At 61.7% G+C, this 12695-nt stretch carries 7 protein-coding genes and 1 other RNA gene; 1 reads left to right on the top strand and 7 read right to left on the bottom strand.

Features of this window, described 5'->3' with window-relative positions; translation table 11 throughout:
- Positions 1-49: 49 nt before the first annotated feature.
- The gene (gene dnaX, locus KW846_RS04735) at positions 50-2131 is read right to left on the bottom strand and encodes a DNA polymerase III subunit gamma/tau (protein ID WP_218481488.1); all 2082 of its coding nucleotides are present in this window, start codon (positions 2129-2131) and stop codon (positions 50-52) included.
- Positions 2132-2254: 123 nt separating this feature from the next.
- Here dnaX and KW846_RS04740 point away from each other — a divergent pair, with 123 nt between their 5' ends.
- Entirely contained in the window at positions 2255-3052 is a 798-nt protein-coding gene (locus KW846_RS04740) for an ABC transporter substrate-binding protein (RefSeq protein ID WP_218481489.1), read from the top strand.
- Positions 3053-3112: 60 nt separating this feature from the next.
- On the opposite strand, the gene ffs is transcribed toward KW846_RS04740, so the two are convergent.
- The 6 genes from ffs to KW846_RS04770 form a co-directional block, all read right to left on the bottom strand.
- Positions 3113-3209: signal recognition particle sRNA small type (gene ffs, locus KW846_RS04745), an RNA gene on the bottom strand.
- A 111-nt stretch (positions 3210-3320) separates the two neighbouring features.
- On the bottom strand, positions 3321-4487 hold the full coding sequence (locus KW846_RS04750; RefSeq protein ID WP_218481490.1) for a putative zinc-binding metallopeptidase: 1167 nt from the start codon (positions 4485-4487) through the stop codon (positions 3321-3323).
- Positions 4488-4660: 173 nt separating this feature from the next.
- On the bottom strand, positions 4661-7018 hold the full coding sequence (gene ligA, locus KW846_RS04755; protein WP_218481491.1) for an NAD-dependent DNA ligase LigA: 2358 nt from the start codon (positions 7016-7018) through the stop codon (positions 4661-4663).
- A 243-nt stretch (positions 7019-7261) separates the two neighbouring features.
- The gene (gene zipA, locus KW846_RS04760) at positions 7262-8116 is read right to left on the bottom strand and encodes a cell division protein ZipA (protein ID WP_218481492.1); all 855 of its coding nucleotides are present in this window, start codon (positions 8114-8116) and stop codon (positions 7262-7264) included.
- Between the two features lie 258 nt (positions 8117-8374).
- The gene (smc, locus tag KW846_RS04765; protein ID WP_218481493.1) at positions 8375-11863 is read right to left on the bottom strand and encodes a chromosome segregation protein SMC; all 3489 of its coding nucleotides are present in this window, start codon (positions 11861-11863) and stop codon (positions 8375-8377) included.
- Positions 11864-11865: 2 nt separating this feature from the next.
- Positions 11866-12525, bottom strand: a complete 660-nt coding sequence (locus tag KW846_RS04770; RefSeq protein WP_218481494.1) for a GntR family transcriptional regulator — start codon at positions 12523-12525, stop codon at positions 11866-11868.
- Positions 12526-12695 lie beyond the last annotated feature (170 nt).

Below are 12695 nucleotides of genomic sequence, written 5' to 3' on the forward strand. Positions count from 1 at the left end.
CTTGGATCAAAACAGCGCCCGGCGGAATGTAGCCGAGCACCTTCAGTTATTAGCCCTGAGTGACCAGGGCGTCGACAGGTTCAATAGTATCGTTACGGACCACCGCACCGAACTGCTGCATCATTTGCTGGATGAACGGATCGCCGTGGATCGATTCCTCCGCCTCGCGCTGACGGTTGGCGCGGCGGCGCGAAGCCGCTTGTGCCGGGGTTTCCTGCTCGGGCTTGATCAGCTCGATGCTCAGGGTCAGCGTGCGCTGGTGATACTGGTTCAGCGCATCGTTGAGGCGACGCTGCTGAGTGGCGTTGAACAAGGCACTGTGGGCCGGGTCCAGGTGCATCAGCCAATTGTCGCCATCCACCGCGATCAGCGTGCAGTTGGCGGCGATGCTGCCGGTCATGCCGGAAATCGGCAATTTCGGGAACAGCTCCAGCCATTGCAGGGCCAGGCCGGTGGCCGGCATTGCCGCGGGCTCAGGCTCGGGCTCCGGCGCCGGGTCGGCGGCATGCTCGCTGGCCAGTTCGTCGAGGTAACTGTAGGCCGAATCCATGTCCGGCTCGATGTAATCCTCGTCCAGCGGCGGCTCGTCATCCAGGTCCATGCCCGGCGTTGCGGCATCGACCTCGGCCACCGAAGGCTCCGGGATTGGCGCCGCAGCCCACTCCGGGGCGTCCGGCACCACGCTGTCCGGCGTCGGTAGCGGCATCGGCGGTAATTCGGGTTGTTCGCTGGCGGTTTCCAGCACCGGCTCCACCGCCGGTTGCTGAACCGGGGCTGGCGCGACCGGGTCATTCCACGGCAGGTCGACCACCTCTTCGACCACGGCCGCTTCAACCTCAGGCACAGGCGCAGCTTCCGGCACAACGACCGGCGCCACCGGTTCCGGTGCTGGCGCAGGCGCCGCCACTGGCGCAGCCACTTTCGGTGCAACGGCCGCAGCAGCTACCGGCGCAACGACCTGCGCGGCAGCCACTGAGTTTGCGGAATCAACTGTGGCCTGGCTGATCCCCACTGGCTTTAGCGGTTGCCTCGGGGCATCCGCGGTGTCTGCGGGCCGGAACGCCAGCATCCGCAGCAACACCATTTCAAAACCGCCCCGGGGATCCGGCGCCAGCGGCAAGTCGCGGCGGCCGATCAGGCCCATCTGGTAGTAGAACTGCACGTCTTCGGCCGGCAAGGCCTGGGCCAGTGCCAGCACGCGATCGCGGTCGCCGTGACCGTTATCGACACCTTCCGGCAAGGCCTGGGCAATGGCAACGCGGTGCAGCACATTGAGAATCTCCGAGAGCACGCCATTCCAGTCCGGGCCTTGTTCGGCCAGGTGGCGGACGGCTTCGAGCAACGCCTTGGCATCGCCTTCGATCAGCGCATGCAGGACGTCGTAGACCTGCCCGTGATCGAGGGTCCCGAGCATCGCTCGCACATCGGCGGCCATGACCTTGCCTTCACCGAAGGCAATCGCCTGGTCGGTCAGGCTCATGGCATCACGCATCGAACCGTCGGCAGCACGGCCCAGCAACCACAGCGCATCGTCCTCGAACGGCACGTTCTCGACACCCAGCACGTGGGTCAAGTGCTCGACAACCCGTTCCGGCGTCATGTTCTTCAGGGAGAACTGCAGGCACCGCGACAGAATCGTTGCCGGAAGTTTCTGCGGATCAGTGGTCGCCAGGATGAACTTGACGTAGGGTGGCGGCTCCTCGAGGGTTTTGAGCAGCGCGTTGAAGGAATGGCTGGAGAGCATGTGCACTTCGTCGATCAGATAGACCTTGAAGCGCCCGCGGCTCGGGGCGTACTGCACGTTGTCGAGCAATTCGCGGGTATCTTCGACCTTGGTGCGGCTCGCGGCGTCGATCTCGATCAGGTCGACAAAGCGGCCTTCGTCGATTTCGCGACACACCGAACACTCGCCACAGGGGGTCGAAGTGATACCTGTCTCACAGTTAAGGCATTTGGCAATGATCCGCGCGATGGTGGTCTTGCCGACCCCACGAGTACCGGTGAAGAGGTAGGCGTGGTGCAGCCGCTGGCTGTCCAAGGCATTGATCAGAGCCTTGAGCACATGGGTCTGGCCGACCATTTCGCGGAACGAGCGCGGACGCCATTTACGTGCAAGAACCTGATAACTCATCGAAAACCGTCGCAGCGAAGGAAGCAGAAGCGGCTAATGCTAGCGGAGCAAGGCACAAATTGCATCCGGTGCGCTCGTGTATTGTGGCTAAGCTGCACATCACAGGCATTTAACGGAGTGTTTATGCGGCTGGCCTTGGGGGCATTGCTGTTGATCAGCCTGGACGTCGCGGCGGCGCCAGCACCGCTGCGTTTCGTGATAACCGACAGCTGGAGCATGCCCATGGTGCAGCTTGAACGGGGCAAACCGACCCAGGGCATCCTGTATGACATGATGCTCAGCCTCGCGACCCAGGTCGGCGTACCGGCCGAATTCCACGTTTTGCCCCGCAGGCGCATACAAGGCGCCATGGAGCAAGGCGAGGTCGATGTCCGCTGTTATGCCGCGCAGTCGTGGCTACCCGAGCAACCCGGCGATTATCTCTGGAGCATCCCGCTCTTCACTCAACCTGACGTGTTGATCACCCGGCATGCGCCGCCCGACGCAGTCAACCCCGCCGACTTGCCACAACAGCCCGTTGGCACCGTGCTGGGCTACAGCTACCCGACCTTGCAGCCGCTGTTCGACAGCGGCCAACTGCAACGCGACGATGCGCGCAATCAGGAACAAGTGCTGGAAAAGCTCCTGGCCGGCCGCAATCGTTATGCCGTCAGCAATCAATGGAGCCTGGACTGGTTCAATCACCGCCTGCTGCCGGAGCAGCAACTGCAAAGCGTGGCAGTGCTGCAGGAAAACCGTCTCGGTTGCTACGTTCGCAACGACCCACAGGTCCCGGTGCAGAGCATTCTGCGCACCCTGGCGCGGATGAAGATGTCCGGGGAGATCGATGAAATTGTTCGGCTGTATATCGGTGGCGAACCGGCGGCTGTGGATAAAGCGCAAACGACGAAAAACCGCCTCGGAGAAGATCCTGGCAGCTAGCGAAAGTCTGTATTCAAGAAGATAACGCGAGAGAACACTCGCGTGGCGTTAAGGTGGTAACCCTACCAGCCACACCCCGGCACACAATGTCACCGCTGCGGCTGCTCCCTTCCAGGCCTGACCGGGTTCACGGCTGATCGTTGCGGGGGGACCGATAGGGTCACCATAACGACGCTCACCTGTCGGCGAGCCGCGCCATTGTACCTATCTGAGGCGAAGTTACAACCGTTGGTTTCGGAATAAAAACATGAGGGGCTTCAAGCACTTGCTATTGCGCCTCAAGCACCGCATCCGCCCTGCCGCCCGCCTGCTGAATCACCAGGTGAATGAAGTGCAGCTTGGCAACGACAGCAGGCGGCAGGACGAAGGGGTAGAAATCCGGCTGCCCCATGCTGCGTGACAGCTCGTTGAGCATGCCGGCCAGTTCGATCCAGGCGTTGACGAACGACAGGAAAGCCGCGCCGCCGGGATGCTGCGGATCGTAGAGGGTTTGGGGTGGAAACGGCTGATAGTCGAAGTCCATTTCCCGGGCGCTCATGCCAAACCCCAGCGCGGTGTCCACGGCGTCCATCATGTGCAGGTAATGCGCCCAGGTTTCCGCCCAGTCTTCCCACGGGTGCATGGTCGCGTAGGCGCTGACGCAGTGCTGCTGCCAGTCGAGCGGCGCGCCTTGCTGATAATGCCGTTCGAGGGCATCGGCGTAGCTCGCACGTTCATCGCCGAACAAGCCGCGAAAAGGCTCAAGCCAATGGCTGTGGGCGATCAATCGGTCCCAGTAGTAATGCCCGACTTCGTGACGAAAATGCCCGAGCAACGTGCGATAGGGTTCGTGCATTTGCACCCGTACCTGCTCGCGATGCGCGTCGTCGGCCTCCTTGATATCGAGGGTGATCAGGCCGTTGGCGTGCCCCGTGGTCGGCCGCTTGCCTTCAAGGTCGACACCGATGAAATCGAAGGCAAGACCAGCCTCTTCATCGACCGCCTTGGAAATCACCCGCAACCCCAGGCTGACCAGTTGTGCGACTAGGCGCCGCTTGGCGGTTTCCACCTTGCGCCAGCGCTCGTGATTTTCCGTGATCGACAGGTCGGGAATCGTGCGATTCAAGCTGCAGGCCATGCACAAGGTTTCGTGGTGATTGGCAGCAAGCAGCCAGTTGCACGCAGCCGGTGAATCGAGGTTGGCACAGCGGCGGAACTCGCCCGCCTGCGGATCGGCGTCGAGCCACCAGGTGTCGGGGCGCTCGCCCGGTTGCAGGGAAGATAAACGACTTTGCTCAGGCTGATACCCGAGGGCCGCTGAACACGCCAGACACTGGCTGTTGCGAAAGAACAGCGACTGCCCGCAACGACACGGCCACACCTTGCTGTTGCGCGAGCTTTCGCCCATGAACGGTGCGGCGATGCGCGAGCTGAGCTGTTCGAAGAACGGGTGCATGGTGATCTCTCCCTGGGGCTTGCAGAGACTAGATCATTTCCGAGAGTTGATTGTTCCCGCTTTCTGCCGGGGTGCTGAAATCGCCTTCGCGAGCAAGCCCGCTCCCACATTCGATCGGATTCTTACAGGAAGAACTCGGTCAAATGTGGGAGCGGGCTTGCTCGCGAATGGCTTTACACCGAAATATCGTGCTCGCGCAGAAACACGACAAAGGCCTCTTCATCCAGCACCTTCAACCCCAGTTCATTGGCCTTGGCCAACTTCGAACCGGCGCCCGGCCCTGCGACCACGCAATGGGTCTTGGCAGAAACGGAGCCGGCAACCTTGGCCCCCAGGCTTTCGAGTTTGTCCTTGGCCACATCGCGGCTCATCAGCTCCAGCGAGCCGGTCAGCACCCAGGTCTGGCCGGCCAGCGGCAAGCCTTCGACGACCTTCTTCTCGCTCTGCCAGTGCATGCCGAAGTCGGCCAGTTGCTTCTCGGCCGCTTCGGCCAATTGGCGATTCTCTTCGAGCGCAAAAAATTCGCGCACCGAATTGGCCTGTTTCTCCGGCAGAGCCTGACGCATATCCAGCCAGTCAGCACCGATCACCGCCTGCAGCGAGCCGAACTTGTCCGCCAGTTTCTGCGCCCCGCCCGGACCGACCGATGGAATATGCAGTTTGTCGAGGAAACCGCCCAATGTCGTACTCGCGGCAAACTCGGCAGCCAACTCGCCCTGGTCCTGAATCTGCAGACCATGCCTGAGCAAATCAGCGATCACCTGCTGGTTATGTGCGTCTTCAAAGAAGCTGTGGATCTCGTGCGCGACTTCCAGCCCGACATCCGGCAAGTACGTCAACACCTGCGGCAAGGCCTGCTGCACCCGCTCCAGCGACCCCAGGGAGCGGGCCAACACCTTGGCCGTCTCTTCGCCGACATCGGGAATCCCGAGGGCGTAGATGAACCGTGCCAGGCCCGGTTTCTTGCTGTCTTCGATGGCGCCGAGCAGGTTCTTGCTCGACAGTTCGGCAAAGCCTTCCAGATCGACGATCTGCTCGAACGTCAGGGCGTACAGATCGGCCGGCGAACTCACCAGGCCTTCGTCGACCAGTTGCTCGACACTCTTCTCGCCCAGGCCTTCGATGTCCATGGCACGACGGGAAACGAAGTGAATGATGGCCTGCTTGAGTTGCGCGCCACAGGCCAGGCGACCGACGCAGCGGTACACCGCACCTTCGCTGACCGTCTCGCGGCCCTTGCTGCGCTTGATCAGTTGCGTGCGCTCGACATGGGAGCCACACACCGGGCATTTCTCCGGGATCTGCACCGGCCGCGCATTGTCCGGACGACGCTCCATGACCACCTGCACCACTTGCGGAATCACGTCACCGGCACGGCGAATGATCACCGTGTCGCCGATCATCAGGCCCAGGCGCGCGACTTCATCCATGTTGTGCAGCGTGGCGTTGGCAACCGTGACGCCCGCGACCTTGACCGGCTTCAGGCGCGCCACCGGCGTCACCGCACCGGTGCGGCCGACCTGGAATTCCACATCGAGCAGTTCGGTGAGCTCTTCCATCGCCGGGAATTTGTGGGCGATGGCCCAACGCGGCTCACGGGCGCGAAAACCCAGTTCGCGTTGGGAGGCGATGCTGTTGACCTTGAACACCACGCCGTCGATTTCATAGGGCAGCGCGTTGCGCCGCTCACCGATGTCGCGGTAGTAGTCCAGGCACTCGGCGATACCCTGAGCCAGTTTCAGCTCGTGGCTGATCGGCATGCCCCAGGCCTTGAGTTGCTGTAAATTGCCGATGTGCGTATCGGCAATGTCCGCCGACACCTGGCCGATGCCGTAGCAGCAGAATTCCAGCGGACGGTTGGCGGTGATCTTCGAATCCAGCTGGCGCAAACTGCCCGCCGCCGCGTTGCGCGGGTTGGCGAAAGTCTTGCCGCCGACTTCCAGTTGCGTAGCGTTGAGCCGTTCGAAACCGGCCTTGGACATGAACACTTCGCCACGCACTTCCAGGGTCGCCGGCCAGCCAGTACCGTGCAGCTTGAGCGGAATGTTGCGTACGGTGCGTACGTTGACGCTGATGTCTTCACCGGTCGCGCCATCGCCGCGGGTGGCGCCGCGCACCAGAACGCCATCCTGGTACAACAGGCTGACGGCCAGGCCGTCGAGTTTGGGCTCGCAGCTGTATTCGACTGCTGCGCCGCCACCGAACAGGTCGCCCGCCGGCAAATCCAGGCCTTCGGTCACCCGGCGGTCGAACTCACGCATGTCGGTTTCTTCGAAGGCGTTGCCGAGGCTGAGCATCGGCACTTCGTGACGCACCTGGGTAAACGCCGACAGCGCCGCGCTGCCCACTCGCTGGGTGGGCGAGTCGCTGGTGATCAACTCGGGATTGGCCGCTTCCAGCGCCTTGAGCTCGTTGAACAAGCGGTCGTATTCGGCGTCCGGAATGCTCGGCTCGTCGAGCACGTGATAGCGATAGTTGTGCTGATCCAGCTCAGCGCGCAGCTCTAAAATACGGTTCTTGGCGGCGGTCATGGGTGTTCTCTCATAAAGCAAAAGAGCAGCCGAGGCTGCTCAATCTTCTAATCACGATAGCCTGATGGCTTGCACTTTGTGGCGAGGGGGCTTGCCCCCGTTCGGCTGCGAAGCAGTCGTAGATCCAGTGTTCGTATTTTATCTGACGCAACGGGTTGGCTGGTTTTGGGGCCGCTTCGCAGCCCAACGGGGGCAAGCCCCCTCGCCACAAAAGCTCTCCTGACATAGAGAGCTCCGTTTGATTTAGCGCTTCTGGGTCAGGGCGCGGCGTTCGAATTCGACGATGCGCTGACGGTAGTGCTCGATCGTCTGGGCCGTCAGTACGCTGCGCTGATCGTCCTTCAGTTCGCCGTTGAGCTCCTGGGACAATTTGCGCGCCGCGGCCACCATCACATCGAAGGCTTGCTTCGGATGGCGAGGACCTGGCAGACCCAGGAAGAAGCTCACCGCCGGGGTGCTGAAGTGGTCGATGTCGTCCAGGTCGAATACGCCCGGCTTGACGGCGTTGGCCATGGAGAACAGCACCTCGCCGTTGCCCGCCATGCTTTCGTGGCGGTGGAAAATATCCATCTCGCCGAAACGCAGGCCGCTTTCCAGAATGTTCTGCAACAGCGCCGGGCCCTTGAAGCCGGCAGCGTCGCGGCAGATCACGCTGATCACCAGCACTTCTTCAGCTTGCGGCTGATCTTTTTCGCCGTGCGCTGGCGAGGACTTGATGTCATCCGGGAAATCGTCGTCGCGGCTGCTGAAGCTCGGGCCGCCATCCAGATCCAGACTGAGGTTCATGTCACCTTGGGAAGGCTCGCCGTGGCCACGCTTGCCGCGCTTGGAGCCCGATTCACGAGGCTCGCGGGCCGGCATGCTCACCGACGGCAGGTCCTGCTCGTCCAGTTGCGGCTCTTTATGCGTGTCCAGCACGCGCGGCGGGCCCAGCAGCTCGGCGCTGCTGTCCTCGTCCGGCAGGTTGGACAGACTTCGGTCAAGACGGAACTTCAGTTTTCCCTTGCCGCCGCGCATACGGCGCCAGCCATCAAAAAGAATACCGGCAATGACAATAATGCCGATGACGATCAGCCACTCGCGCAGACCGATTTCCATGTAATCCCGTGCCTCTATAAAAAATGCTGAAAAATAAGGGGTTTACAACCTGTAAACCGCTTTAAAACGTGGCGCCAACTCTATGTTCTGACAGGCGTTTTGCCCACGTATACGAAAAATTGACATTAAACTAGCACGACCAAAGGCAACTTTACACCGTCTAGCACCTTGGCTAGCGCGAATATGTCGATTGGCCAGCAAGTCGAAGCGAGGAAAAGAGTCCTACAACCCATAAACACGCCTTCCTGCAACCACGACTCAGGCATCCACCATCGCCATCGCCTCCTCGACATCCACTGCCACCAGACGTGAACAACCGGGTTCGTGCATCGTCACCCCCATCAGTTGATCGGCCATTTCCATGGCGATCTTGTTGTGGGTGATATAGATGAACTGCACTGATTGCGACATCTCTTTAACCAATTTTGCGTAGCGTCCAACGTTAGCGTCATCCAGTGGCGCGTCAACTTCATCGAGCATGCAGAACGGCGCCGGATTCAACTTGAAGATCGCAAAAACCAGGGCCAATGCGGTCAGGGCTTTTTCGCCACCGGAGAGCAAATGGATGGTGCTGTTCTTCTTTCCAGGCGGCTGCGCCATGATTGTCACCCCTGTATCGAGTAGATCTTCGCCCGTCAGTTCCAAATACGCGCGGCCTCCACCGAAAACTTTTGGGAAAAGCGCCTGTAAACCGCCATTGATCTGATCAAAGGTATCCTTGAAGCGGTTGCGGGATTCCTTGTCGATCTTGCGTATCACGTTCTCAAGGGTTTCAAGCGCTTCCACCAGATCGGCGTCCTGGGCATCCAGATAACGTTTACGCTCCGATTGTTGCTGGTACTCATCGATGGCCGCCAGGTTGATCGCGCCCAGACGCTGGATCCTCGCGGCGATGCGCTCGAGTTCTTCCTCGGCTTCCTTCTCGCTGGCCTCGGCGGTCAATGTCGCGAGTACGCCGTGGAGATCGTAGCCGTCTTCCAGCAACTGGTCCTGCAAAGTCTTGCGACGCACGGTCAGGGCTTGCCATTCCATGCGCTGGGTTTCGAGCTGGCTGCGAATCAATTGGGATTGCTGTTCGGCCTGGCTGCGGCGCTTCTCGGCGTCGCGCAATTCGCGGTCGGCGTCTTCGAGGGCGATCTGCGCGGTCTTGAGCTCTACGTCGACCGTCATGCGTTTGTCGAGCAGCTCCTCGAGCTTCAAACGCAGCTCTTCCAGTGGCGCTTCGCCCTCCTCCAGATTGAGGCTCAGTTGTTCGCGCTTTTCGGTCAGGCGCTCGGACTGCATCTCCAGACGCTCCAGCGCCTGGCGGGTCGAATCGTGCTGCGCCTTGAGCGACCCCAGGCGCACCGCCAACTGATGGGCATGATCCTTGTGCTGCCGCGCTTCCTGCCGCACCCGATCCAGGCGCTCGCGCAAACTGTCGCGCTGGGCCAGCAACAGCTCGCGCTGCTCGGTGTCCAGCGCCATGCTGTCCAGGGCTTCCTGCAGTTGCAGGCGCGCCTCACCGATGTTTTCGTGCTCCAGCGCGCGCTGCTCATCCAGCTCGGCGAGCTCTTCGTCGAGGCGAGTGCGGCGCAGGGTCAATTGCTCGGCCTTGGCCTTGCCGGCCGACAACTGGGCTTTCAATTCACCTTGCTGGCGGGCTTCGTCTTGCAGCAAACGGCGCAAGTGCTCGCGGCCGTTTTCCTGCTGGCGCTGCTGCGCCCTGAGATTCTGCAGTTGGGTTTCCAGGGTTTCGACCGCGGCTTCGCGCTCTTCGCGCTCAAGGCCCAGTTGCTGGATTTCCTGGCCACGGGCGAGCACGCCGCTTTCCGCTTCACTGGCCCGACGCACGCGCAGGAAATGCCGACCGACCCAGTAACCGTCGCGGCTGATCAGGCTCTGCCCGGCCGCCAATTGCCCGCGCAAGGCCAAGGCCTGCTCAAGGCTGTCGACCGGCTTGACCTGCCCCAGCCATGGCGACAGATCGATCTGCGCCTCGACCTTGTCCAGCAAGCTGCCCGGCACCCGTACGCCATCGCCGGCCGGGCTGAGCAAGCGCAAGTCGCCCTGGGCAAAGCCCGACAGATCGAAATCGTTGAAATCGTCCACCAGTACCGCCTGCAGGTCGGCGCCGAGCACGGTTTCCACCGCCAGCTCCCAACCGGCCTCGACCTTCAGGCCTTCGGCCAGGCGCGGGCGATTCGCCAGGTTCTGTTCGCGCAGCCATTCAGCGGTGCCGGTGCCCGGATCGAGCGCGGCCTGCTGCAAGGCTTCGAGCGAAGCCAGTCGACCGTTGAGCCGCTGCAAATCGCCCTGGGCCTGTTGTTGCGCCGTCAGCGTTTGCTGTAATTGCTGGCGCAGTTGCTCGAGCTTTTCGACCTGGGCCTCTTCACTGGTCTGCAAATCTTCGAGGGTCGCCTCGGACTCGGCGAGCTGCTCGCTGAGCTCCATGATCGCCGCGTCTTCCGGGTCCGCCGAAAGCAAGGTACGCTCTTCGCCCAGACGCTTCTGGCGATCGGCCAGGCGCTCCAGGCTGGTTTCCAGCTGCTGGATCCGCGATTGCTGCACTTCGGCCTGACGGCGCGGTTCGGCGGCGGTGAGGTTGAACGTATCCCACTGCTCCTGCCAGCCATGCATGGTGGTTTCGGACTCTTCCAGCGCGGCGGCGGCCTCTTCGGCGGCGGCGCTGGTGACTTCCTGTTCAGGGGTCAGCATGTCCAGCTCTTCGCCCAGGGTCAGCAGCAGCGTGCGGTCATGGCCGAGGTGGGATTCGGTTTCCAGGCGTGCGCGCTCGGCTTCCTTAAGGTCGTCCTGCAATTGCCGCAAGCGTTGCTGGCCATGCTGGATGCTCTGCTCGACCCGGGCAATGTCACCGCCGACCGAGTAGAAGCGCCCTTGCACCAGATTGAAGCGTTCCGACAGGTCGTGGTGCCCGTCACGCAGGCGCTCGATGCTCGCGTCGGCATTGCGCTGCTCGGCCACCAGGGCTTCGAAGGAAACCTCCTGGTTGCCGATGATCGCTTCACGCTGGCCGACCTGATCGTTCAACGCCTGCCAGCGCAGGGCCGACAGTTGCGCCTTGAGTTGACGCTCCTCGCCCTTGTATTCCTGGTACTTCTTGGCGGCCTCGGCCTGGCGATGCAAGCGCTCGAGCTGACGCGTCAACTCTTCGCGCAGGTCGGTCAGGCGCTCCAGGTTCTCGTGGGTACGACGGATGCGGTTTTCGGTCTCGCGCCGGCGCTCCTTGTACTTGGAGATGCCCGCCGCTTCTTCGATGAAGTTGCGCAGGTCTTCGGGCTTGGACTCGATCAGCTTGGAGATCATCCCCTGCTCGATGATCGAGTAGCTGCGCGGGCCAAGGCCGGTGCCGAGGAAGATGTCGGTGATGTCACGACGCCGGCACTTGGTGCCGTTGAGGTAATAGGTGGTCTGGCTGTCGCGCGTCACTTTGCGGCGAATGGAGATTTCCGCGTAGGCCGCGTATTCGCCGAGCAGGGTGCCGTCGGAGTTATCGAACACCAGTTCGATGCTCGCCTGGCTCACCGGCTTGCGGCTGGTGGAGCCGTTGAAGATGACGTCGGTCATCGACTCGCCACGGAGGTTCTTCGCCGAACTCTCACCCATTACCCAGCGAACGGCGTCGATGATGTTCGATTTTCCACAGCCATTGGGCCCGACCACCGCCGCCATGTTGCTGGGGAAGTTCACCGTGGTCGGATCGACGAAGGATTTGAACCCCGCCAGCTTGATGCACTTGAGCCGCACGCTCAGGCGTCCGTCAGGGCGGAGATCACCAGCTCGCAACTGCGCTGGCCATACGCGGTCAGCACGGTGCGGATCTGCGTAAAGTCACGGGCGATCACGGCGGCGAGCAGGCGTTCGAACAGTTCCAGGTATTCGCTCATCGACGCCTTGCGCTGGTCCAGGGCAAGGAAATAGGCACGGCTCATGGCCGGCTGCAGATTCTCGACGGTTTCCTGCAGGTACGGGTTGTTGGCAAACCCGTAGGTGGCGCGCATCACATTGAAACTGTCGTCGACGAAGGTGTGGATGTCCTGGCGCTCGTAGCTGGCGGTCAGGCGCTGCTGGATCTGCACGAACGGTGCCAGGTCGGCCTGGACTGTCCAGCCGCTGGCCACGGCGTTGGCCAGCAGGATATACATCTCGCTCATCAGCGTGCACAGGCTCTGCACCTTGTGCGGCGTGAGCTCGGTGACGTGGGCGCCACGTCGCGGCAGGATCGCGATCAGGTGCCGACGCTCGAGGATCAGCAAGGCCTCGCGGACCGAACCGCGGCTGACATTGAGGGCCAGCGTGACCTTCTGTTCCTGGATGCGCTCCCCGGGCTTCATTTCGCCGCGAATGATGCGTTCGGCGAGGTGGTGAGCGATTTGCTCGGCGAGGCTGTCCGGCGCCTTGAACGTCATGGTTGTCCTTCAAACTCTTTGATCTGTACAAGCGGCGCAGTGTAGCGCAATTGCTGCGTCAGGGCGGAGTGCCCGCCCGGAGGTTTTTGGCACGATTCAAGCAAAAAAGCAGGCTATCGAACCAACGACAATAATTAAGGAACAAGGGGTTGATCGACAAAATGCAATTT

It is taken from the genome of Pseudomonas sp. PDM32, from assembly GCF_019219225.1.
Classification (GTDB): Bacteria; Pseudomonadota; Gammaproteobacteria; order Pseudomonadales; family Pseudomonadaceae; genus Aquipseudomonas; species Aquipseudomonas laurylsulfatiphila.

Coding starts and splice junctions, on each gene's coding strand:
- dnaX (WP_218481488.1), bottom strand. CDS start 2,131: ATGAGTTATCAGGTTCTTGCACGTAAATGGCGTCCGCGCTCGTTCCGC.
- KW846_RS04740 (WP_218481489.1), top strand. CDS start 2,255: ATGCGGCTGGCCTTGGGGGCATTGCTGTTGATCAGCCTGGACGTCGCG.
- KW846_RS04750 (WP_218481490.1), bottom strand. CDS start 4,487: ATGCACCCGTTCTTCGAACAGCTCAGCTCGCGCATCGCCGCACCGTTC.
- ligA (WP_218481491.1), bottom strand. CDS start 7,018: ATGACCGCCGCCAAGAACCGTATTTTAGAGCTGCGCGCTGAGCTGGAT.
- zipA (WP_218481492.1), bottom strand. CDS start 8,116: ATGGAAATCGGTCTGCGCGAGTGGCTGATCGTCATCGGCATTATTGTC.
- KW846_RS04770 (WP_218481494.1), bottom strand. CDS start 12,525: ATGACGTTCAAGGCGCCGGACAGCCTCGCCGAGCAAATCGCTCACCAC.